The 21541-nt window shown below is 71.3% G+C and carries 26 protein-coding genes and 1 pseudogene; 11 read left to right on the top strand and 16 right to left on the bottom strand.

Annotation, left to right across the window (positions count from 1 at the left end; all coding sequences use genetic code 11):
• Positions 1–743: pseudogene (locus PSH25_RS17115) on the bottom strand (PP2C family protein-serine/threonine phosphatase); the annotation flags it as partial.
• Between the two features lie 212 nt (positions 744–955).
• Here PSH25_RS17115 and PSH25_RS17110 point away from each other — a divergent pair.
• Entirely contained in the window at positions 956–1294 is a 339-nt protein-coding gene (locus tag PSH25_RS17110) for an STAS domain-containing protein (protein ID WP_238660030.1), read from the top strand.
• A gap of 76 nt (positions 1295–1370) precedes the next feature.
• On the opposite strand, the gene PSH25_RS17105 is transcribed toward PSH25_RS17110, so the two are convergent.
• The gene (locus PSH25_RS17105) at positions 1371–1685 is read right to left on the bottom strand and encodes a hypothetical protein (RefSeq protein WP_238660029.1); all 315 of its coding nucleotides are present in this window, start codon (positions 1683–1685) and stop codon (positions 1371–1373) included.
• Positions 1686–1885: 200 nt separating this feature from the next.
• Between PSH25_RS17105 and PSH25_RS17100 the strand changes: the two genes are divergently transcribed.
• From PSH25_RS17100 to PSH25_RS17090, 3 genes are all read left to right on the top strand, one after another.
• Positions 1886–2863 carry a DUF2267 domain-containing protein gene (locus tag PSH25_RS17100; protein WP_238660028.1) on the top strand — a complete coding sequence of 326 codons (978 nt, stop codon included), beginning with the start codon at positions 1886–1888 and terminating at the stop codon, positions 2861–2863.
• A gap of 114 nt (positions 2864–2977) precedes the next feature.
• The gene (locus PSH25_RS17095; RefSeq protein WP_238660027.1) at positions 2978–3772 is read left to right on the top strand and encodes a spermidine synthase; all 795 of its coding nucleotides are present in this window, start codon (positions 2978–2980) and stop codon (positions 3770–3772) included.
• 58 nt (positions 3773–3830) lie between these two features.
• Positions 3831–4916 carry an AI-2E family transporter gene (locus tag PSH25_RS17090; RefSeq protein ID WP_238660026.1) on the top strand — a complete coding sequence of 362 codons (1086 nt, stop codon included), beginning with the start codon at positions 3831–3833 and terminating at the stop codon, positions 4914–4916.
• 64 nt (positions 4917–4980) lie between these two features.
• Here the strand turns inward: PSH25_RS17090 and PSH25_RS17085 are convergent, their stop codons facing one another.
• From PSH25_RS17085 to PSH25_RS17070, 4 genes are all read right to left on the bottom strand, one after another.
• A complete protein-coding gene (locus PSH25_RS17085) occupies positions 4981–6282 on the bottom strand; it encodes an NAD(P)/FAD-dependent oxidoreductase (RefSeq protein WP_238660025.1) in 1302 nt (433 codons plus the stop codon).
• Positions 6283–6336: 54 nt separating this feature from the next.
• Positions 6337–8490 carry an amylo-alpha-1,6-glucosidase gene (locus PSH25_RS17080; protein WP_238660024.1) on the bottom strand — a complete coding sequence of 718 codons (2154 nt, stop codon included), beginning with the start codon at positions 8488–8490 and terminating at the stop codon, positions 6337–6339.
• A 125-nt stretch (positions 8491–8615) separates the two neighbouring features.
• Positions 8616–9143 (bottom strand): GNAT family N-acetyltransferase, encoded by a 528-nt coding sequence (locus tag PSH25_RS17075; protein WP_238660023.1) that lies wholly within the window; start codon positions 9141–9143, stop codon positions 8616–8618.
• Positions 9140–9544 (bottom strand): winged helix-turn-helix transcriptional regulator, encoded by a 405-nt coding sequence (locus PSH25_RS17070; protein WP_238660022.1) that lies wholly within the window; start codon positions 9542–9544, stop codon positions 9140–9142. Before PSH25_RS17070 ends, PSH25_RS17075 begins: the two co-directional genes overlap by 4 nt.
• Positions 9545–9624: 80 nt before the next feature.
• Here PSH25_RS17070 and PSH25_RS17065 point away from each other — a divergent pair, with 80 nt between their 5' ends.
• On the top strand, positions 9625–10299 hold the full coding sequence (locus PSH25_RS17065) for an NAD(P)-dependent oxidoreductase (protein WP_238660021.1): 675 nt from the start codon (positions 9625–9627) through the stop codon (positions 10297–10299).
• A gap of 7 nt (positions 10300–10306) precedes the next feature.
• On the opposite strand, the gene PSH25_RS17060 is transcribed toward PSH25_RS17065, so the two are convergent.
• Together PSH25_RS17060 and PSH25_RS17055 are read right to left on the bottom strand one after the other, a co-directional pair.
• On the bottom strand, positions 10307–11029 hold the full coding sequence (locus PSH25_RS17060) for a VOC family protein (protein WP_238660020.1): 723 nt from the start codon (positions 11027–11029) through the stop codon (positions 10307–10309).
• A 156-nt stretch (positions 11030–11185) separates the two neighbouring features.
• Entirely contained in the window at positions 11186–11950 is a 765-nt protein-coding gene (locus tag PSH25_RS17055; protein ID WP_238660019.1) for a group II truncated hemoglobin, read from the bottom strand.
• A gap of 71 nt (positions 11951–12021) precedes the next feature.
• Between PSH25_RS17055 and PSH25_RS17050 the strand changes: the two genes are divergently transcribed.
• The 4 genes from PSH25_RS17050 (at position 12022) to PSH25_RS17035 (ending at position 14338) form a co-directional block, all read left to right on the top strand.
• A complete protein-coding gene (locus PSH25_RS17050) occupies positions 12022–12366 on the top strand; it encodes a winged helix-turn-helix transcriptional regulator (protein WP_238660018.1) in 345 nt (114 codons plus the stop codon).
• An 84-nt stretch (positions 12367–12450) separates the two neighbouring features.
• Positions 12451–12660 (top strand): hypothetical protein, encoded by a 210-nt coding sequence (locus PSH25_RS17045; protein WP_238660017.1) that lies wholly within the window; start codon positions 12451–12453, stop codon positions 12658–12660.
• Positions 12661–12683: 23 nt separating this feature from the next.
• The gene (locus PSH25_RS17040) at positions 12684–13328 is read left to right on the top strand and encodes a hypothetical protein (RefSeq protein ID WP_238660016.1); all 645 of its coding nucleotides are present in this window, start codon (positions 12684–12686) and stop codon (positions 13326–13328) included.
• Between the two features lie 80 nt (positions 13329–13408).
• Positions 13409–14338 carry an alpha/beta hydrolase gene (locus PSH25_RS17035; RefSeq protein ID WP_238660015.1) on the top strand — a complete coding sequence of 310 codons (930 nt, stop codon included), beginning with the start codon at positions 13409–13411 and terminating at the stop codon, positions 14336–14338.
• Positions 14339–14347: 9 nt separating this feature from the next.
• On the opposite strand, the gene PSH25_RS17030 is transcribed toward PSH25_RS17035, so the two are convergent.
• From PSH25_RS17030 to PSH25_RS17005, 6 genes are all read right to left on the bottom strand, one after another.
• Positions 14348–14767, bottom strand: coding sequence for a hypothetical protein (locus tag PSH25_RS17030; protein WP_238660014.1), 420 nt, complete (start codon positions 14765–14767; stop codon positions 14348–14350).
• A 34-nt stretch (positions 14768–14801) separates the two neighbouring features.
• A complete protein-coding gene (locus PSH25_RS17025; RefSeq protein WP_196922747.1) occupies positions 14802–15095 on the bottom strand; it encodes a DUF6510 family protein in 294 nt (97 codons plus the stop codon).
• Between the two features lie 35 nt (positions 15096–15130).
• Complete coding sequence (locus PSH25_RS17020; protein WP_238660031.1) at positions 15131–15895, bottom strand: ferredoxin reductase; 765 nt, start codon at positions 15893–15895, stop codon at positions 15131–15133.
• A 7-nt stretch (positions 15896–15902) separates the two neighbouring features.
• Positions 15903–16502 carry a sulfite oxidase-like oxidoreductase gene (locus PSH25_RS17015; protein ID WP_238660013.1) on the bottom strand — a complete coding sequence of 200 codons (600 nt, stop codon included), beginning with the start codon at positions 16500–16502 and terminating at the stop codon, positions 15903–15905.
• Positions 16503–16577: 75 nt separating this feature from the next.
• Complete coding sequence (locus PSH25_RS17010) at positions 16578–17603, bottom strand: TerC/Alx family metal homeostasis membrane protein (RefSeq protein WP_238660012.1); 1026 nt, start codon at positions 17601–17603, stop codon at positions 16578–16580.
• A 217-nt stretch (positions 17604–17820) separates the two neighbouring features.
• Positions 17821–18231: a DUF2267 domain-containing protein gene (locus PSH25_RS17005; protein WP_238660011.1), complete on the bottom strand. Its 411-nt coding sequence runs from the start codon at positions 18229–18231 to the stop codon at positions 17821–17823.
• A gap of 156 nt (positions 18232–18387) precedes the next feature.
• Between PSH25_RS17005 and PSH25_RS17000 the strand changes: the two genes are divergently transcribed.
• On the top strand, positions 18388–18660 hold the full coding sequence (locus PSH25_RS17000; protein ID WP_030332551.1) for a DUF2795 domain-containing protein: 273 nt from the start codon (positions 18388–18390) through the stop codon (positions 18658–18660).
• A 42-nt stretch (positions 18661–18702) separates the two neighbouring features.
• A complete protein-coding gene (locus PSH25_RS16995; RefSeq protein ID WP_238660010.1) occupies positions 18703–19371 on the top strand; it encodes a DUF1345 domain-containing protein in 669 nt (222 codons plus the stop codon).
• A 267-nt stretch (positions 19372–19638) separates the two neighbouring features.
• On the opposite strand, the gene PSH25_RS16990 is transcribed toward PSH25_RS16995, so the two are convergent.
• Both PSH25_RS16990 and PSH25_RS16985 read right to left on the bottom strand, forming a co-directional pair.
• Entirely contained in the window at positions 19639–20307 is a 669-nt protein-coding gene (locus PSH25_RS16990) for a hypothetical protein (protein ID WP_238660009.1), read from the bottom strand.
• A 51-nt stretch (positions 20308–20358) separates the two neighbouring features.
• Positions 20359–21333 (bottom strand): pirin family protein, encoded by a 975-nt coding sequence (locus tag PSH25_RS16985; protein ID WP_238660008.1) that lies wholly within the window; start codon positions 21331–21333, stop codon positions 20359–20361.
• Positions 21334–21541: the final 208 nt, after the last annotated feature.

Here is a 21541-nt window from a genome sequence, read left to right as displayed (position 1 = left end):
GCGTCGACCGCCTGCTCGACCAGCCAGCCCCCCGCGTGTGCCTCGGCCCCGGTCACCCCGTCGGCGATCGCGGTCGGCAACTCGCCGCCGACCAGCACGCCGCTGTCCACCGTCGGCACCTCGTCGTCCGTGCGCGAGGCCCGCCACCAGCGGGCGCGACCGCCGCGCGGGGCGAGCACCAGCACCGCCACCTCGGCCAGGGTCGGCACCGCGAGTCGAACGACCGCGGCGGCGGCCCGGTCGGGGTGCAAGGGGTTGCCCAGCTTGTCGCCGACCACGGCCAGGAACGCCGAGCGCGCCCGTTCGGCGAGCAGCGCGTCGGCGCGGCTGACGCTGTCGGTGACGTCCTCGACGTACCAGCAGCAGCGCGCGCCGGAGAGCGGCACCTGGCGGGCGGTGAGCCGGCGCCCGTGGTGGGTGAAGCCGCCGGGAACGCCCTCGCTCAGGCCGGGCACACCGGTTGCGCTGAGCAGCTCGCCGGGCGTCACCTCGGGCAGCAACCGCTCGGCCACCGGGCTGATGTGCCGCACCACGCCGTCGGCGTCGCAGACCACCAGACCCTCACGGAAGTGCTCGACGACCTCGAACCAGTCGGGCGTGCCCGGACCCCGGTCGGGGGCCAGTGGCGGCAGGGCCCCAGTGGGACGGCGAACGTCGGCGGACCACGCCGAGGGTCGTGTCGTGCTCGGCGTGGAGAGCGGTCCGTCGCCCGGGTCCCAGTCCCTGACGTCGGAAGCAGTCACCAGCTGAGCCTCACTCCTTCTCGTTCACCGAACCCGTGCCGGAACCGGCGTCCACTGTCAAAACTCTCCAGCCACCCTACGCCCGAACCCGGATAGCGGCATCTCACGGCCGGTGGCGGGCACCGCCAGGACGGGGCGTCGGACGGGGGACACGGGGGGCGCGTCGTCGCCCTCCGCTTTGCGTTTTGTCGCTCGACAAGGAAAATGGTGGGATGCCCGACCAGCTGTTGACCATCGAGACCACCCGGCTCGCCGCCGGGCAGGTCCGAATGCGGCTGACCGGCGAGCTCGACTACGACAGCGCGCCCGAGCTGATCGCCGCCGCCGGCGAGCTGCCCGGCGACGGCGACGCCCCGGTCCTGGTCGACCTGACCGGGGTGACCCTCTGCGACTCCTCCGGGCTCAGCGCGCTGCTGGTGGTGCACCGCACCGCCGGGGCGATCCGACTGACCGGGGTCAGCCCCCAGCTCCAGCGAATGCTGGACCGCACAGGGCTGAGTGAGTTGCTGGCCGTGGCGTACGCCGACGACGACGTACGCGCCATCGGCTGACCCGAAGGCCACCCCCGGGTAGCGAACGGGGATGGCCCCCGACCCTGGGACCTGGGGTCGGGGGCCGGAGGAATGTCTAGGGTGCCGTCATCGGCTGGAGCCGGGGGCCGTCCTCACGCAGCTCGCCGACGGGGGTCGGGTCGACGTCCTCGGGCTCCCCCGAATCGGGCGTCTGGTACAGGTAGCGGACGAACTGCCCACCCGCCTCGTTGTCGTCCGCGCCGGGCCACTGACCGATGCAGTCCATCCCGATCACCTCGCGGCCCGTCCCGTCGGCCTCCTCCAGCAGGGCCCACAGGCTCACCGGGTAACACCTGGTGACATCGGGTGTGAGCTGCCAGCGTGCGTACCACCCGGGTCGAGCGGGGACGATCTCGACGACTTCCTTCATGACGACCTTCCTTCCGCGTACCTCGGAAGAACTCCGGTCCTGACCCGATCGTGCGGGGCGTATGGGTGAGCACCCCTCACCCCCGCCGGATGAAGCGTGGCGGAGACCGGGCCGACTTGGCCGGCGGCCTCCGTTTCCTTCTCGGGGGCGGCGGGAAGGCGACTGGCGCAGCCACGATCCCCAGCGGAAGGGGTGCCACCATGCGCAAGCAGATGGAGGGCGACAACCAGAGGCGCCGGGCGTTGGCCCGGCAGGCCCGCGAACAGAATCGCCAGCCCAGCGAGATCGGCGCCAGCCTGAGCGCCACCAAGCAGCTCAAGAGCCTCGACGCGGGTAAGCGTGCCGGCCCACCAGCGGCCGGAATGCGCAAACCGGACAGCACCCGGGGCGGGCCGGCACCGCCGCCGGTCGGTAGCGCCGATAATCCGCGGCCCCAACCGTCCCCGCCGAGTGGCGCGGCCGGTGTGAGCAGCGTGGGCTACCACGACCTGGTCGACGAGGTCCGGCGTCGCGCCGGGGTCGACTTCAAGACGGCCAAGGTGGGCACCGAGGCGACCGTGCTGGTCCTCGCGTTCGCCCTGGACGCCGCCGAGCGGCAGCGGCTGCTCACCGCGGTGCCGTCGTCGCTGCACGACGTGCTGCCGGTCGACGGCATCGAGCGGCACCGGGACCTGCCCGGCTTCCTGGCCGAGGTGGGCCGGATCAGCGGCAACACCCCGGAGCAGGCCCGGTACCAGGCGGAGGCGACGATCGCCGCGCTCGCCGAGCAGGACGGCGACCTGATCGAGTCGTTGCACGTACCCGACGGGTTGCGCGACCTGCTGAACCCGCCGGAGGCCGGCGGCGGCCTCGTGGGCGCCTCCACCACCACACCCACCCTGGACGCCGACGAGATCAGCGCGGCGCTGGACGACCTGCCCTACTGGGCCGGCGACAGCCAGGGGCTCTACCGGGTGGTCGCGCTGCCGCCCGACAACCTGGACCGGGTGCTCGCCCGGTTGGACCGGCTGCGCCAGGACAACGGCCGTGGCCCGAGCATCGGGCGTCCGGGAGACACCGCCGCCGTGTTGACCGTGCGGACCAACCAGGCCAACGGGGTCACCGCGCTCGACGTGGACCTGGCCCGCCAGATCGACGACGCGATCGACGAGGTGGGTGCCGGGATGGCCGGCGGCTGACGGCCACCGCGACAACGGCGGGCCGGCGGACCGGGGTTTACCCCGCTCCGCCGGCCCGTCCGGCGTGCCGGGCCACCGACCGGACGGACCTTGGGCTCGGCTAGCGTGCCCGATATGAACCGCGCCGCCGACCGGTTGGAACTGGTCGCCGACCCGGTCCGCCGGACCGGGCGGACACTACTGTCCGCCGGCGTCGAGCAGTCGTACGTGGATGTCGAGGATCCGCGCCACCTGCACTTCGAGTACGTCCGGCGGATCGCCTCGGCGGTGGAGCTGACGGCGCCGGCCGGCGCCCCGCTGAGCGTCCTGCACCTGGGTGGTGGCGCGTTGACGTTGCCCCGCTGGCTGGCCGCCACCCGGCCCGGCTCCCCGCAGCGGGTCGTCGAGCGGGACGCGGCGGTGGTCGAGCTGGTGGCCCGGGAGTTGCCGCCGCTGCCGCCGGAGGTGCGGGTGGAGGTCGCCGACGCCCGGGACGCCCTCACCGCCACCCCCGACGGCGGGTACGACCTGGTGATCGCCGACATCTACCGGGCGGCCCGGATGCCCCGGCACGTCCGCACCGTCGAGTTCGCCGCCGAGGTGGCCCGCGTCCTGCGCCCCAACGGTTTGTACCTGGTCAACGTCACGGACCTGCCGCCACTGGTGGGCACCCGGGTGCAGGTGGCCACGTTGCGGGCGGTCTTCGCCGACGTCTGCGTGGTCGGCGACCGGCGGATGCTGCGCGGCCGCCGGTACGGCAACCTCGTGCTGGCCGCGACCTCCCGTCCCGGCGGGCTGCCGGTGGCCCGGCTGGCGGTGGCCGCCCTGCGCGACCCGTTGCCCGGCGGGCTGCTGCACGCCGCCGCGCTCGACACGTTCGTCGCCGGAGCCCACCCCGTCACCGACGCGGACGACAACTCCCGCCACTGATCGCCGTTGTGCCCGCAATGCCGGGTTTCCGACGCCGCGCGCGGGGAAGGCCCGCCGGATGAGCAACACCGACGACCGGCAGACCGGCCGCCGAACCCTGATCGTGATCGGTCTGGTGCTGGCGACCGCGCTCGCGCTGGGCTTCGTGTACGCGACCCGGCGGGTGCTGGTCTGGGCTGTGGTCGCCGCCTTCTTCGCCGTCGCCCTCAAACCCCTCGTCGACCGGCTGCAACGCCGCCTCGTCCGGCGTCGGGCGCTGGCCACGCTGCTGGTGTTCCTCGCCGCGTTCGTGCTGCTGACGATCCTGGCCACGGTCATCCTGGTGCCGCTGTTCGGGGAGCTGGGTCGCTTCGCCGACCGGGCGCCCGAGCTGCTGCGGGAGGCCCGCGCCGGACGGGGCCCGGTGGGGCAGGCGCTGGAGCGCACCGGGGCACGACGCTACGTCAGCGAGCACTCCGAGCAGCTGCGCGACCTCGGCAGCCGGCTGCGCCAACCCGCGGTCGGTGTGCTGCGCGGCATCGTCGAATCGGTCGCCGGGCTGCTCACGGTCATCGTGCTCGCGTACCTCATAGTGTTGGAAGCGCCGCGGATCACCCGCGGCCTGCTCGCGGCGGCCGGGGACGGTCAGGGCGAGCGGCTCCGCCGGGTGGGCCGGGAGGTGTCGCGCACCGTCACCGGCTACCTCACCGGGAACCTGCTGATCAGCGTGATCTGCGGAGCGTTGACCTACCTGGTGCTGACCCTCACCGGGGTGCCCTTCGCGGCCGTGATCGCCCTGCTGGTGGCGGTGGCCGACCTGGTACCGCTGGTCGGCGCGACCCTCGGCGCGGTGATCGCGGCCGGCGCCGGCTTCCTGCACTCCCCCACCGCCGGGGTGGTGGTGCTGGTCTTCTTCGTGGTCTACCAACAGCTGGAGAACCACCTGCTCCAGCCGCTCATCCTGTCCCGCGCGGTCCGGCTGAACCCGTTGACCGTGCTGATCAGCGTGCTGCTCGCGGCGGAGCTGGCCGGTCTGCTCGGCGCGCTGCTGGCCATCCCCGCCGCCGGCATCGTCCAGACCCTGCTGCGCGAGTACGGCCCGCGCCGGCTCCGACCCGCCCCGCCAGCCGGTCCGGCCGCGCGGACGGCCGGCTCCACCGACTGACCGGCACCGGAGCGGGCCGGTGCCACCCACCGGCCCGCTCCGCGACGACCGGGTCGGGGCCTGCTCAGCGGGACCGGCTCGCGACCTCGGGTGTGGTGCTCTCCAACGGCACCGCGTTCGCCGGCACCAGCCCCAACTGGACCGCCGACCGGGTCAACGCGGCGTCCAACGCCCAGTCGGCACTGACCCGCGTGCGGTTTCCCGGCATCGCCATCAGGTGGTACGCCCGGGTGACCGCCTTGGCCGGCAACCCGGCCAGGTTGACCTGCAACGGGTTCGCCGCCGCGTCCTTGCCACCCAAGTCGACGACCCAACCCAGGTCGTGGTGCTTGTACGGCTTACGCCGGCCGAAACCGTACGACGCGGCGATGTTGTACGCCGCGCGCTTGCCCTGCCGCTGCGCGTGCTGGGCGGTCATCCCGCACACCTTGCCCGGGTTGACCAGGTCGGGCACGGCGGCGGCGTCACCGCACGCGAACACCTCCGGGTAGCCGGGCACGTTGAGGAACTCGTCGGTGACCAGTCGACCCCGGTCGGTCCGCAGGCCCAGCTCGTTGACGAACGGGTCGGGGCGCACCCCCACACACCACACCAGGGTGCAGGTCGGTATGTACTCACCGTCGGTGAGCTTCACCCCGTCGCAGGTCGCCTCGGCCACCGAGGTGCCCATCCGCACGTCCACCCCACGCTTGTTGAGCACCTTGTGCGAGGTGTCCGACATCCGCTTGTCCAACTCCGGCAGCACCCGGGGTGCCACGTCGAGCAGCATCCAGCGGGGCCGGACGGTGAGCCGGGGCCGCTGGGCGTGCAGCGCGTCGGTGAACAGCTGCCCGTGCGCCGCGACCTCGGTGCCGGTGTAGCCCGCCCCGACCACCACGAACGTGGACCGGGCCTGCTGCTCGGCCGGGTCCTCGGCCTGCTCGGCCAACTCGATCTGCCGGACGATGTGATCGTGCAGGTAGACGGCCTCGGGCAGGCCGCGGAAGCCGTGCGCGTACTCGGTCACCCCCGGAATGGGCAGCAGCTTGTTGACGCTGCCCACGGCGAGCACCAGCCGGTCGTACGCCAGCCGGTTCTTCTCCCCCTCGGCCTGGGTGAAACCGACCCAGCGGTTCTGCAGGTCGACGTGGTCCGCCTCGCCGACCACCACCCGGACGCCCTTGAGCGTCCCGGTCAGCGGCACGGCGATCCGTTTGGGCTCGACCACCCCGGCCGCCACCTCGGGCAGCAGCGGCAGGTACAGGAAGTAGTCGGTGGAGTTCAGCACCACGATCTCGGCCCGGTCCCGGGCGATCCGGCTCAACGTCTTCGCCGCGTGGTAACCGGCGAACCCGGCCCCCACGATCACCACACGAGGTTTCGTCATTGCGCGCCGTTTCCCGTCGAAGGCCCTGACAAACGTCCGACGCGCCACCCACGCTCAGGTCGGCTGAAGCCGGACGTGGCCGCTGCGGCCGATCGCCTCCAACTCCCACTGTTGGCCGAACGCCCGCACCCGTTCGGCGGCGATCCGGCCCAGTTCCTCCGGGACGTCCGGATCGAGGACCAACCGGCCGTTGACCGGGTTGACGCCGAGCATGGCGCGGATCAGGGCCAGCGGCGTGCCGGCCGCCCACGCCTGCGGGCTGCACGCGGTCGGGAACGGCACGGCGAAGAGCAGTCGTTCCCGGTCGAAACCGCTGAGCGCCTCCGGCAGCCGGTAACCGAACTGGTCGGCCGCCTCGATCATCGCCAGGCTGATCCGGTTCGACTCGGCCCGGTAGCCGTACCGGGCCAGGCCGAGCGCGGCGATCGAGTTGTCGTGCGGCCAGACCGTGCCCAGGTGGTAGCCGAGGGCGTTGTAGAGCCGCTCCTCCCGGGACAGCGTGCGGATGCCCCAACCGGAGAACATGTCCGGCGACATGAGTTGGCGCACCACCGCGTCGGCCCGCTCCGGCGGGACGATTCCGCTCCACAGCAGGTGACCCATGTTCGAGGTCTTGGAGTCGACCCGATTCTTGTCGCCGTCCAGGGCAACCGCGTAGTAGCCGCCCCGTTCCTCGATCCAGAAGTCCTGGTTGAACCGCTCGTACAGGGTGTTGGCCTCGTCGCGCAACCGGCGCGCCAACGTGGGGTTGTCCAACAGCCCGTCGAACAACTCGGCCAGTCGCAGCTTCGCGTCGTAGGTGTAGCCCTGCAGGTCAGAGGTGGCCAGCGGGAGCACGGGCATCCTGCCGTCGGCGAAGCAGACGCCGTCCGGGGAGTCCCGCCAGCACTGGTTGCCCAGCCCTTCGGGCGAGCGGGTCGCGTACTCGACGTAGCCGTCACCGTCCCGGTCGCCGTACTCGTCGATCCAGCGCAACGCGGCCAGCGCGTTGTCCCGCAGGTGCCGGACGGTCTCGTCGTCGCCGGTCCAGCGCCAGTACTCGGAGAGCAGGATCAGCCAGAGTTGGGTGGCGTCGGCGGTGCCGTAGTACGGCCCGAACGGCTTCTCGCCACTGCGGGTCAACTCACCGCTGCGCACCTCGTGCAGGATCTTGCCGGGCTCCTCGTCGGTGAAGTCGTCGCACGTCTCACCCTGCAACCGGGCCAGGGCGAGCAACGTGCCCTTCGCCAGCGCCGGCCCGGCGACAAGCGTCTGGTACGCGGTGATCAGGGTGTCCCGGCCGAACACGGCGAGGAACCAGGGCAGTCCGGCACCGGGCAGCAGAATCCGCTGGCCCTTGACCTCCAGGTCGAGCCGCAGTGCCGCCAGGTCGTTGCGGGACTGGCGCACGGTGCGCTCCAACGCCGCGTTGTCACTGTGCAGCACCGCCCGGTCCTCAAGCCACCGGCGCAGCGGGTCGTCGGCCCGGCCGTGGATGACGTCGGCGATGTCGCCCCGGACCGGCTCCACCACCCCCATGCCGGGCGGCAGGGGCACGTGCAGGTCGACCTGCCACTCCTCGCGGGGGCCCAGGTCCAGCTCCCAGATCAGGTCGTCGCCCTCGATACGGTCGGCCGGCGTCGCGCAGCACACCCGGGTCTGGGCGGAGAAGTCACCGCGCTGGTAGGAGAAGCACAGCTCGGACCCGTCGGCGGCGTGGTCCCGGCTGATCTCGGCGGAGCGGTCCCGGACCCTCGACTTGACCTCGAACAGGTCGGCGAAGTCGGCGGCGACGGCCAGCCGCAGCTCCACCCGGACCGGCTCCAGCCGGAAGGAGACCAGCTCCACGCGCTCGTGAAACCCGTCGCCGACGTAGCGCAGCCGCCGCAGGCCCAGACTGTTCGGCGGCAGCCCGGGCAGTTCCGGGTTGGTGAGCACGTACTGCGCCGAATAGTGGTCGATGGTCTCGGCGCGCAGCAGCAACAGCTCGCCGCCGTTGACGGTCAGGGTCCAACCGCTGATCAGGCGGGTGTCCAGGTGGACGAGCCCACCGATACTGCCCGTCGGCACGTCCCCGCACGCGTTGGAGTACAGGAACGTGGGCCCGCTGAGCACCGCCAGGGAGTTGGGGCCCAACTCGGGCGGGATGGCCCGCTGGTCGGCGCTGTCCGTATCCGCGACGGACAGGCCGGGGATGGGGTTGGCAGGGGTCGCGCGCACGGCAGCCATGACACCCACCGTAGGAAACAGGGTACGGAGCGTCATCACCCGGTCCGGGTGAAAGTTCCCTTACCGCGCCGCCGGAGACCGGCCCGCTCCCGCAGCGACGCTCCGGCGGTCGGCCGGGTCGACGGTCAGGCGGGGGTTGGCGCGGTGATCGCCCACCGTTCGTGGTCGCGCCAGGCGCCGTCGATGAACAGGTAGTCCGGGGAGAAACCCTCCAACCGGAAGCCGAGCTTGCGGGCCACCCGCCGGGACGGCTCGTTGCCCGGCTGGATGTTCGCCTCCAGCCGGTGCAACCCGACCGAGGTGAACGCATGGTCGATCACCAGGGCGACGCCCGCCGAGGCGTGCCCGGTCCCGCTGTACGGCAGGAACGCCGCGTACCCGAGGTAGCCGCCGCGCAGCGCACCGAGCACGATCCCGCTGATGTTCACGTAGCCGGCGATCTCGCCGCTGGCCCGGTCGCAGATCAGGTAGCCGGCGCCGTCCCGACGGCGAATCTTGCGGAGGTAGCTGTCGTACTCCTCTTTGGTGGCCGGCGCGGCCAGCCACGGGTGGTGCAGGTCCCGACTGCGCCGGACGGCGGCGATGAACTCGTCGGAGTCGGTGGGCCGGGGCCGGCGGATCGCGGCGGGGCCACCGGTACGCAGGTATCTCACGGCGGATCACTCTGACCGACCGGTGCCGCCGCTGTCCAACCAGGTGCCGCGTGTGCCTCCCGGGCCGCGAGCAGCGCGGCGAGGTGATCCCTGCTCCAGGCGCGCGCCGCCTCGATGAGGGTCAACAGACTGCGCCCCAGCGGGGTGAGTTCGTACTCGACGCGGGGCGGATTCTCCGGATAGGCCGTCCGCACCACCAGGCCGTCCCGCTCCATCGCCCGCAGGGTCTGCGTCAGAACCTTGGGCGTGACCGCGCGAAGCGGCACCCGGATCTCGGTGAACCGACGCGGGCCGCCTTCCAGGCAGAGCACGACCATCCCGGTCCACTTGTCGCCGATCTGGAACGGCAGGGCGCCCGACGGGCAAATCGGATCGAACATCTCGGCATCGAGATCCGTCATCCCAGTATCTTTGCAGTAACCAGTATCTCGTGGATACCGTCCCTGACGTCGAGGAAGACCGCCGGACGGGGGACAAGCTTATGAGCAGCATCGCCATCTTCGGAGCAGGCGGCAGAGCGGGACGGGCCATCACCGCCGAGGCGCGCGACCGTGGCCATCGGGTCACCGCCGTCGTTCGGGATCCGCGCACGGCAGGCGACATCACGGCGGACGGCATCTCGGTGGTCCGGGGTGACGTCACCGACTCGCGCTCGACATTCGCGATCGCCCGAGGCCACGTGGCCGTCGTCAGCGCCGTCACCCCCGCGTCAAGCCCCGAGGCCCTCGCCGCCCTCGACCACCTCGACGACCAGTTCTTCGTCAACGCCGCCGACGCGCTCCTGCACGGCATGGCCGAGGCCGGAGTGGGTCGGCTCGTCCTCATCGGCCTGTTCGCCAACCTTCAGGACGAGCACGGCCGCCTGATCCTGGACGACCCCGCGGCGTTCCCCAGCCACCTGCGCCCCTTCGCCCTGTCGCACACCGCCGGCCTGGACCGGCTCCGCGCGGCGGACACCACCGTCGACTGGCTCATGCTCACCCCGCCGGCGATGCTGGACCCGGCGGCCCCACGGCGGGGCCGGTACCGACTCGGCGGGGACACCGTGACCGCGTTCGGGTCATCGACGTTGTCGTACGCCGATCTCGCCGTCGCGGTGATCGACGAGATCGACACCCCTCGGCACCACCGCACCCGGGTGTCCATCTTCGACTGACGCTGGGCTAACGGGACGTCAGCAGGCTGAACTCCTGACCATCGGGGTCGGCCAGCACCAGTCGGCCTGCCCCGTCCTGGTCGGTGCCGACCCGCGTCGCCCCGAGCGAGAGCAGACGGGCGACCTCGACCTGCCAATCGCCGTCGACAGGCGGGGCGAGGTCGAAACGCACCCGATCCCTGCCGCCATTCGGCATCAGCGGTGGGCCACCCCAGCTGATCTTCGTGCCGCCGCGCGGCGACTGGATCGCGGTCTCCTCGTCCTGGTCCCAGACCAGCGGCCAGCCCAGCGCCGCACTCCAGAAATAGCCGACCTGCTGCGACCCGTCGCAGGCCAGCGCACCGACGAAGCCGCAGCCGGCGAGGAAGTTGTTGCCCGGTGCGATGACGTCGAACTCGTTGCCCTCGGGGTCGGCGAGCACCACGTGATCGATCTCCGGGCCCTGCCCGATGTCGCTGTGCCGCGCACCGAGTTCCAGTGCCCTGGCCACCGTCTGCCGCTGGTCCTCCAGCGAACTGCTGGTCAGATCGAAGTGCATCCGATTCTGGACGACCTTCGGCTGCTGGTTCGGAGTGAAGCGGATGTGGTACGCGTTGTCGTCGGCGGGTAGCAGTAGGACGCCGTCGTGGGGATCGTCGGCGATCTCCCGCCCCAGGAGCCCGGACCAGAACTGCGCGAGCCGCAGTGGCTCGCTCGCGTCGAAGCTGATCGCGAACAGGTGTGCGGTCATCGCTGCGCTCATCTCCCATCGGACCTGACGCCGTGCCAGCCGTCGGAGCCGGAGCCTAGGCCTGCGCCAGGTCGACCGCACCCGAGTTTCGGGTCACACGGTGAGATACGCCGCGGCGGTGCTGGCGCAGGGCGAGGCCGGTTGACGGGTTGCGGTTCATCCCCGGTAGGGCGGGGCCACACCCCAGCCCCAGCGCGGGACCGGTGCCTGCCGGATCGGGTCCGCGTCCGGTTGGGAATTGCCCACCGCCAACCGGGTGCCCCACTCGAGGTAGCTCGTGAAGGCGGCGCGAAACTCCGGATCGTCGGGCAGGCCGACCTCGTCGGCGGCGTCCATCATCACGTTGACCCACCGCCGGCGCTGCGCCTCGCTGATCGCCCTGCCCAAATGCTGGCCGGGCATGTGGCGGTAGCCGCCGTGCTCCATCGTGTAGGTGTCCGGTCCGCCGAAGACCTCGGCAAGCCAGACCGCTACATGCCGGGCGTGGTCGGGGTCCATCTGCGCGAACATCGGCGCGAGCAGGTCGTCGGAGCGGACCAGGCGGTAGAAGGCATCGCAGAGCCTCATGAACGCGTCGGTGCCGCCAGCCCACTCGTACAGGCTCGGCGGCGCAGCGCCACCACTGCCGGCAACCGACGTTCGGGCGTAGTGCCGCATCTCCTGGATGTCCTCGACGTACGGCTTGATCGCGGCGAAGAACTGCCCGAACACCGGCCCACCCCGAAACCCTTTCAGGTGCTCGTCCGCCGATGTCCAGGTGATGCGCAGCAGGTAGCAGGCGGGGTCGTCCAGGCAGTGGCTCAACTCGTAGGCCACACACTGCGGCGCGGCGCGTAACGCGACAGCGGCCCGCTCGTACGCCGCCTCGAAACCATCCAGCCGTTCCTGCGGGACGCGGTACCTGATGTACTCGATCACCATGCCTACAGCTCAACACCCGCAGCGAGGATGATCAAGTACGCACCATTTGGTACGTGCCGAGGGAGGCCGCGATGCCCAAGCGATACCACTGCCCGGTGGAACTCGCTGTCGACGTTGTCGGCGGAAAATGGCGACCGGTGATCCTGGCCCATCTCAAGGAGGGCGTACACCGTTATGGCGAACTGCGCCGCCGGATGCCAGGGATCAGCGAGAAGATGCTGACCCAACGTCTGCGCGAGTTGGAGGTCGACGGGCTCGTCCTGCGGCACGACCACGAGACGACACCACCTCATGTCGAGTACCGGCTCACCGAGGAAGGACTCAGCCTGGCCCCGGTGTTGCAGGCCCTCTACGACTGGGGCGCCGCGCGGGCCGCACGTACCGCTACCGCCATCGACGAACCCTCTGCTGCCTGACTCGACGCGCCCCACGCGGCCCCGCAGCAGGTGAAAGACGTCGTCGGGACGTGCGGCGTTGTGATCCTCGTGGCCGATCCACGGGTGTCCCTGGCTCTGGAGAGCGGCAACGCTCCGGTGGTGGCGGAGGGCGCCGCCCACGTGCACCGAAGTGGATTCCCGAGCCCGGTCGTGGAGGCGTTCGCGCGCAAGTACGACGGCTGGGACGTCGGCCGGCAGGTCGGCCCGGACGGCGAGCGGGTGCTGCTGGAGATCCCCGTCCGGCGGTGGCTGCTCGCGGGCACCGCACAGTGAGCCGTCGATGCGAGAATCGGCCGGTGGAGGACGAGCTGACGACGGCCCTGGCGGGCGTACGGGGCGCGTTCGCCCGGTACCCGCGCCGTGCGGTGCTCGACGGTTGCCCGCACTGCCGGGGCTCGGTGCTGGTCGACGAGCACGACCTGTTCTCACTGACCATCAGCCTCGGCAACACGGTCGGCAGCCGTGCGGACGTGAAGGCCCTCCTCCCCGTACTCCTTGAGCGCCTGCTCGGGTCCGACGACCTGGAACCGGCCATCGTCCTGGGCAAACTCCCCCGTCAGGAGTGGCGCACCTGGCCGCGGGTCGAGCAGGAGGCAGTCGACGCGTACCTCGACGCGGTGTGGCGGGCGTTGCTGGCGGACCACCTGCCGCGGCTCGGGTCGTTCACCGATCCGGCGACCTTCCTCTACGCGGCCCAGGAGGCCGGCGAGCGCGTCGAACGATTCCTCGATGTCTGGGACGCCACGCTCACCTCGTCGGCGGACCGTCACCTGGCCGAGATGGTCGCCAGGCTCAACTTCGCCAAGCCGAAGCCGAGCGTCCTCGGCGACTGGTTACGTCGAGCGGAGACCCGCGAGCGTCTGCATCGCGCGTGGGAACGTGACTACGACTCGCCGTGGGCCGACGGCTTCGCCCAGGCCTACGATCTCCTCCGCCACTAAAGGGCCCCTCGATTCGCGACCGGACCACGTACACCCGACCGAGCCGACGTCGATCAGAAGCGCCGTGACGAGGAGGCCGAATGGATACCGAGTCGCAGGACCCCGTCGTCGTCGCGCTGTCCAAACTGGTGCCAGCTGATGTCGACCGTGGCCGGCTGACCCGGGAGTCCGGCCGACAGTTGCGGTGGGTGGCAGCCGGCAGCGCCACGCCACCGGTCGTCCTGGTCTCCGGGGCCGGCGAAGTGGGGCTGGACTGGGCCGTCGTCCTCCCCTCGCTGGCCGAGAGGTCCCGCGTCATCGCCTACGACCGAGCCGGTCTGGGTGCCAGCGACCCCACCTCGCGGCTGACACTGGACTCCCAGGTGCGCGACCTCGTGGCACTCCTGGACGACGTCGGCCCCGCCGTGCTGGTTGGTCACAGCTGGGGCGGACTGCTCGCCCAACTAGCCGCTTTCGCCCGTCCCGACCGGACGCTTGGCCTGGTCCTGCTCGATCCGTTCCACGAGGACAGCACGGCAGAGGTGCCACTGGCTCTCCGTGTCTCATCGAATCTCCTGCTCAACGCCATTCCGGTGCTCAAGACCATCGGGCTCTTCGATCGGATCGCGGCGAACATGGGCCGCACGCTCGCTGAGCGCTGCACTGACGACCTGGAGATCCGGGCATTGATCACTGAGGCGTACCGGGCCAGCTATCGCACGTTCGGTCAGGTCACGACCATTCGGGCGGAGAACCGCCTCGCCAACACCTGCACCCGGCAGGTGCGCGCCGCGCGCGCGACGTCGACCGCCCCCGACGTACCGATGAGAATCCTGACCGCGACCCGCGGCAAGCCTTCGGCCCTGCGACAGCGCTCCGGTGACCTCGCCGACCAGACCGCCGCGGTCTTCGCACGCGGCGTCCACGTCGTGGTGCCCGACAGCGGCCACTACATCCACAAGGATCATCCCGCCGCCGTGGTCGAAGCAGTGCGCGCTGTCCTCGCTCAGGTCGACCGGGATACGCGGTAGCGGACCGGGTCAGTGCCGCTGGACCGCGGACCGGGCGAACCATGGCGCCAGCCACGGGGTGAGCGCGACGAGACCGACGGCGAGGGCGGTGATGACGGCCTGCCCGATCCGGCCCGGGGTGACACCGACCGCCGGGTCCAGCACGTAGTTGGCGTACCCGTTCGCGGCCGCGTCCGTCACCAGCACCGCGCAGCCCAGCACGAGCCCCTGCATCCGACGAGCGGCCAACAGCAACGCCGCCAACGGATCCCACAGCGTCAGCGACGTGAAGTAGAACGTCAGCCACCCCGGCAGGGCGAGCTGCGGCCCGAACTGGGGCAGGAGCAACTGCACCACGTGCACCGCGGTGCCGTAGGCGAAGACCAGCACGGCGACAGCCACCACGCACCGGACCGCGAGCGGCACACCATGCCATCGACCGGTGCTCATCCGGCCATGTTGCCTCAGCCGGGCAAGCGTTCCGTCAGAGCGGGCCGGGGAACGTCTGCTCCATCGGCATCGGCACCTGGAGGAAGGTCGTGCCGCGCATGTCCAGCCAGGCCCGGTCCGGCCCGCGCACCAGCCGCACCATCACCTCCTCGCAGGAGGGGCAGCGGGCGACGAGGCCCGGGGCGTGCGAGTAGACGTGCAGGCTGGCCATGGAGCCGGTCGTCCCGCAGTTCTCACAGCGGCCCATCGCGCTGCTCAGGTCGACGGTGAACAGCTCACGCATCGGGCCGTCGAGCATGTTGCCGTCCAGGTACGACATCTCGGTCATCGAATCTCCTCGACACTGCGTGAGCGAGCGGATGGTCAGCCGGTGGGGCCGAAGCGTTCGGTCTTGACCCGACGTGACGGGTGACCCAGCCCCACCAGCAGGTCGGCCACGGTCTCCACGAACGCGGTCGGGCCACAGACGTAGGTGAGTGGTTCCAGGTCCGGTGGCCACCCGTGCGTGTTGACGTCGGCGAGCCCGATCCGGTGCGGCTCACCGCGCCAGCCCTCGGGCGCCTCACGGGTGTAGACGTACGCGACGTCCAGCCCGAAGTCGTCGCGGACCCGGCGGCGCAGCTCGTCGGCGTAGATCACGTCGCCGGGGGTGCGCACCGAGTAGATCAGCCGGAACGGCGCCTTGCTGCCCACCGCCCGCCGCGCCCGGATCATCGCCATCAGCGGCACGACACCGGAGCCGCCGGCGACGAGCTGCACCGGCGCGGTCTCCTCGGGCCGCCAGATGAACCAGCCACCGAGCGGTCCGCGGACCTCCACCGGGTCGCCGGCCCCGAAGACATCAATGAGGTACGGGGACACCTCGCCGTCGTGCACCCGCTGCACGGTCACCTCGATGCGTGGGCCTCCCGGCCCGTCCACGGCCGGCCCGGCGAGGGAGTACGACCGGGCCGCCTGGTAGCCGTCCGGGGCGGTGAGCCGCAGGTCGACGTGCTGCCCGGGCAGGTGCCCCGGCCAGTCCGGCACCTCCAGCACCAGGGTCTGCGCGGTCGGTGTCTCCACCCGGCGCTCCACCAGCCGGCCAACCTGCCAACGGTTCGGCGTACGGCGCTGGGTGCTCGTCGCCACGGCGCGCTCAGTCACCCTGGTACCGCTGTTCGCGCCACGGGTCGCCGTAGTCGTGGTACCCGGCGGTCTCCCAGAACCCCGGCTCGTCCATCGTCTTGAGCCGAAGGCCGCGCACCCACTTGGCGGACTTCCAGAAGTACAGGTGCGGCACCAGCAGTCGCGCCGGCCCGCCGTGCTCGGCGGGCAGCGGGGCGCCGTCGAAGGTGTGCACCACCCAGGCCTGGCCGCCGCGCAGGTCGTCCAGCGGCAGGTTGGTGGTGTACCCGCCGTAGGAGTGCGCCAGCGCGAAGTGCGCCCCCGTGTCGACGTCGGCGAGCAACGTGTCCAGTGAGACACCCTGCCAGTTGGTGCCGAGCTTGGACCAGCGGGTGACGCAGTGGATGTCCACCATCGGCGTCTCCTGCGGCAGGGCCATCATCTCCTGCCACGACCACCGGTGGTCGCTGCCGTTCTCGGCGGAGATGACGAACTCCCAGGTGTCCAGTGACACCCGGGGCGTCGGGCCGGCCGAGAGCACCGGAAAGTCCTCGGTCAGATACTGACCGGGTGGCAGGGCCGGCTCCTGCGTTCGGGGCCGACCCTGAAAGCCCGGTGACACGATTCCCATTGCACAGTCGTACCACCCGCGCCGGGCGGGGCGGGAGCTTTCCCGCGTACCCCGTCGTCAGCCGGCGCGGCGCGGTCAGTGCCGGTCCGCGACGACCTTGCGGTCCTCGGGCAGGTCGCCGCCCCGGGTGGCGCGCAGGCTGGTCAACGTGACGACCACCAGCACACCGATGATCACGCCGAGCGAGGCCAGGGTGGGGATCTGCGGCACGCTGTCCCAGATGCCGTGCGCCCAGTGCAGACCCAGCTTGAGACCAATGAACGCCAGGATGATGGCCAGGCCGTAGCTGAGGTGCACCAGCCGGCTCAGCGCCGCGTGCAGGACGAAGTAGAGCGCCCGCAGGCCGAGCAGGGCGAACGCGTTGGTGGCGAACACCAGGTACGGGTCCTCGGTGATGCCGTAGACCGCCGGCACCGAGTCGACCGCGAAGACGACGTCGGTGGCCAGCACCGCGACCACCACCAGGGCGAACGGCGTGAGCGCGCGCTTCGCGCCCTCCCGGACGGTCATCCTGGTGCCGTGGTAGTCGTCGACCACCGGCATGACCTTGCGCAGCAGCTTCACCGAACGCATGTTGTTGATGTCGACCTCCTGCTGATGCCCGGACATGGCATCGCGCAGCAGCTTCACCGCGGTGGCGATCAGGATGATCGCGAAGAGCAGGAAGGCGAAGTCGAGGGTCTGCAACGCCGCCGCGCCGAGTGCGATGAAGACGGCCCGCAGCACCAGCGCGCCGGCGATGCCGTAGAGCAGCACACGCTGGGCGAGCACCGCCGGCACCGCGAACGCCGCCAACAGCAGCATGAAGACGAAGAGGTTGTCGACCGAGAGCGACTTTTCGACCAGGTAACCGGTCAGGTATTCGACGCCCTGCTGGGAGCCGAAGCGGGACCAGATCCACGCGCCGAACGCCAGCGGCAGCGCTATGTAGAACGCCGACCAGCCGATGGCCTCCCGCATGGACACCTCGTGCGGGCGACGCGTGACCAGGAAGTCCAGCACCAACAGCAGGATGACCCCGACGATGGTGACCACCCACAGCGTGGGCGTGCCCACCGACGACAGGTCACTGGAGGCGGACAGATACGACACGTGGCTCATGTGGGGTCTCCTCGAACACCGTCATGTTCGAGGTCTCCTTCACCCACCACCTGATGGGCAACCACCCGAGGCACGCCGGGCGCGCCGTACTGACCGGAATGGTTCGTGGGAAGTACTCCCCTCGCACGACAAGGTTAGGCCAGGCGGAATCGCCACGCCAAGCGGGACATCGATGGTTGCCCTGGTAAACCGCTGTGCGTGCCCGGAACAAGCGCTGTCAGCCGCGGCGCAGGGTCGCGCCCGGGGCCATCGCTTGCTCGACCAGACCCCGATAGTCACGCGGCAGCTGGGTCACCACGTCATCGAACTCACCGCCGGTGATCGCCTCGCGCAGGGTGGTGAAGACCGCCCGACTGGCGTCCTCGGCGGCGGGCTCCGGCACACCGGCGCGCAACGCGACCCGGGCGACGAACTCCGCCGCGCCGAACCGGTCCGCCTGCTCGGTGCTCGGGCTCGGTTTGAGCACGAGTTGCAATGGCTGGGGCAACTGGGCGGCCAGGTCCAGGACCTCGCCGCCGGTCAACCGCTCGGCGAACGTCTCCAGCACGGCCCGGGTCAGCTCGACCGCCCGCTCGGACGACGTGGCGGTGCGCTGGGAAACCTGGTCGATGAAGGTGTCGTAGTTCATCGCGTACTCCCTCGGGCTCGCGTCGGCGTCTGCGGGTACCCGCGGAGGAGGAGGAGAAACGGCGCCGGGTTTCCTCCGCCGGGTGGGCGTGACCGGCCGGCGGGCGGGTAACCGCCGCCGGTCGTCACCACATCGATGCCCGAGGGAGCCCACGCCATGGCGAGCTACGCCGACGTCCTGCAGTACCTGTCGAGCCTGGACTACCCGGCCGAGAAGGACGACGTGGTCCGCGAGGCCGAACGGGAGGGCGCCCCGCCGGACGTGCTGAAGGCGCTGCGCGCCCTGCCGCCGGTCGACTACGCCAACGGGACCGAGGTGGCCCGGTCGGCCGGGATCGAGGCGGCGCCCGAGGTCGGCCCCGCCCAGCGGGCCGAGCAGGCCCGGGACAAGAAGCACAACCGGGTCTCGCAGCACCTGCGCGGCATCTGACCCAGCGGTGACGCCCACCACCTCGCCCCGGGAGCGGCCGGGATGACCCAGACCGGCCCCGACCGACCGGCGTACGTGCGTTTCCCGGCTGCTGCGAAGCAGCTCGCCGTGGTGGCGGTGGTCGGCGTCATCTCCGGCTGCGCCTTCGCGCTGCTGCTGCCCCTGCCGCTCGCCGCGCTGGCCGGCTGGGACGTGGGCGCGCTGAGCTGGCTCGTGCTGGTCTGGCACAAGATCTGGCCGATGGACGCCGAGCGGACCGCCCAACTGGCCGTCCACGAGGACCCGAACCGGGCGATCCGGGACGCCCTGCTGCTCGTCGCCTGCCTGGCCAGCCTGCTGGCCGTCGGGTTGGTCGTGGCCAGCGCGCAGAGCGCACCCCCTGGGACGGCCCGGGAACTGCACAGCAGCCTGGGCGTGCTCAGCGTGGTGCTCTCCTGGTTCGTGGTGCACACCGTGTTCGCCGCCCGGTACGCCCGGATCTACTACACGGGCCCGGACGGCGGGGTGAACTTCAACCAGCCCGAACCGCCGCGCTACTCCGACTTCGCGTATGTCGCGTTCACCATCGGGACGACGTTCCAGATCTCCGACACCAACCTGACCAGCAACGAGATGCGTCGTACGGTGCTGCGGCACTCGATGGTGTCGTACCTGTTCGGCGCGTTCATCATCGCCGTGACCGTGAACCTGCTGGCGGGCCTGGCAAAGTGAACGGGCTCAAGCCGGCCGCGCGGACCCCCGGAGCGTGACACGGGGCGGGGCCGATCGAAGGGCCGGGACAGGCGGGCGCCCCTGGTCACGAACCGCGACCCAGGGCGCCACGCAAGCCTGCCCAGGCGGTGAACCGCATCCGAACCGGTCGCGGTCACCAGGCGGTGGAGGTCCGCTCGAACCGAGCGGCCAGCACTGCCGGGTCCAACCATACGGCAGAACATCCTCCGTTTGGTCAGAATTTCGGGAAGTGTGGGCCAGGGCACGTCACGGCCGACCGGTCACCTCCGCGTACCGGTGCTCCAGGTCGATCCGGGCCAACGCCCCCACCAGCCAGGCCAGCTGCTCCGACTCGCCGGTGGCCAGGCCGGCCAGGTCGTCCGCCGACCTGCCCAACCCGAGCCGACGCGCGGCAGCCAACGCCCGCCGGTCGGCGACCGGGGCCACCTCCCGCCACAACGCCTGCGCCTCGCGGAGAAACAAATCGACGACCTGATCGTCCACGCCCGGAAGCTCGGCCAGCAGCGCCCGCTCCCGGACCGGGTCGTGGTGCGCCACCGCCCGCAACCGGCGCAGGTCACCCCGGTACCGCTCGACCACCGTGCGAGCCAGGTCACCCAGCACATCGGCAACCGCGCCCACGTCACCACGCTGGCCGCTGGCGCGCAGCACCCGTACCCGGTCCTCGTGCAGCGAACGAGCCAGCCGGGCCGCGCTGTCCCACCCCTCGTCCCGCAACGCCCGCGCCCCGTCCAACGCCCGCCGGAAGTCACCACGACGGGCCAGCAGCACCGACAGGTAGAGCACCTGGAACAGGCTCGCCGGGTTGTTGGTCACCCGGAACCCGTACTGCTCCGCGAAGCCCCGCCCACCACCGGCGAGCCGGCGCGCCAGACGTTTACGGTCCTCCACCGGAGTGATCAAACTGGTCGCCATGCCGGCGACTACCCGCGCCACCGGGGGTCACACACCGGCCGCGCGTGCCCGTCACCCGTGCAGGCCGCCGGTGCGGTCCCGGGCCTTCAGGCGCGTGGTGGGCAGGGCGGGCGCCGGCAGCGGCGGCGCCGAATCGTCGGCGACCACACCGAAGCGCCCGTCGCCGGCCATCCAGTCCTCCCGGGCGGCGGCGACCTCCTCGTGCGACCGGCCGACGAAGTTCCACCACATCACCAACGGCTCCTCGAACGGCGTACCGCCCAGCAGCAGCAACCGGGCCCCGGCCCCGCCCCGCACGGTCAGCTCCCGGCGGCCCGAGCCCAGATACAGCAGCGCCCCCGGCTCGAACCCCACCCCGGCCGCCTCCGCGGACCCGGACATCGCCAGCACGGCGTACTCGAAATCGGGCCGCAACGACATCGTCGCCGGCGCCTCGCCGCGCAGCTCCAGCTGCACCCCCACCAGCGGGGTGTGCACCACCGCCGGTGACCGCTCCCCGGCGAACTCACCGACCAGCAGGGTGACGTCCAGATCGCCGTCCCGCCAGCGCGGCAGGTCGGCGTGGTGCGCGAAGTCGGCCGCTCCGGCCCGCGCCGGGTCCGGCAGCGCCACCCAGAGCTGCACGCCGTGCATCACCGGCGGGTGGGTGGCCGGCGACCGCTCCGAGTGGGCGATACCGTTCCCGGAGGTCATCACGTTCAGCTGGCCGGGCACGATCGGCTGCACGTTGCCGAGGCTGTCCCGGTGCAGGATCTCACCGTCGAGCAGCCAGGTCACCGTCTGCAGCCCGGTGTGCGGGTGCGGCGGCACCTCCATACCGGGCCGCTGCGCCACGTCGTCCGGGCCGAAATGGTCCACGAAACACCACGCGCCAACCATCCGGCGGGCCCGCTGCGGAAGCAGCCGCCGCACCGTGGTGTAACGGCCCAACGGCACGTCGTGGCCGGGCAACAACACACTGCCGGGATCGACGTCGGCCACGCCAGGCGGTCGGGTCTGCGCCAGCATCGATTCAGTACGCTCCACCGCCCGACTGTACGCGCACGCCCATTCTCGACCGCGGCGCTTCCAGCCAGGGCGGGCGGGGTTCACCAGCCCGTGGCTTTGAGGGGCTGGCCCGGCGTGGGCTGGCCCGGCGTGGGCTGGCCCGGCGTGGGCTGAGACCGGAAGAGCGGCGTGTCGGGAAAGAACGTAGCTTACGTTGGTGTCAGTATGATCAAAAAAAAAGACAAGC

This window comes from Micromonospora foliorum (assembly GCF_022229015.1).
Taxonomy (GTDB): domain Bacteria; phylum Actinomycetota; class Actinomycetes; order Mycobacteriales; family Micromonosporaceae; genus Micromonospora; species Micromonospora foliorum.
The sequence above is the reverse complement of the archived record's forward strand: the minus strand, read 5'-3'. Positions and strand labels throughout refer to the sequence as shown.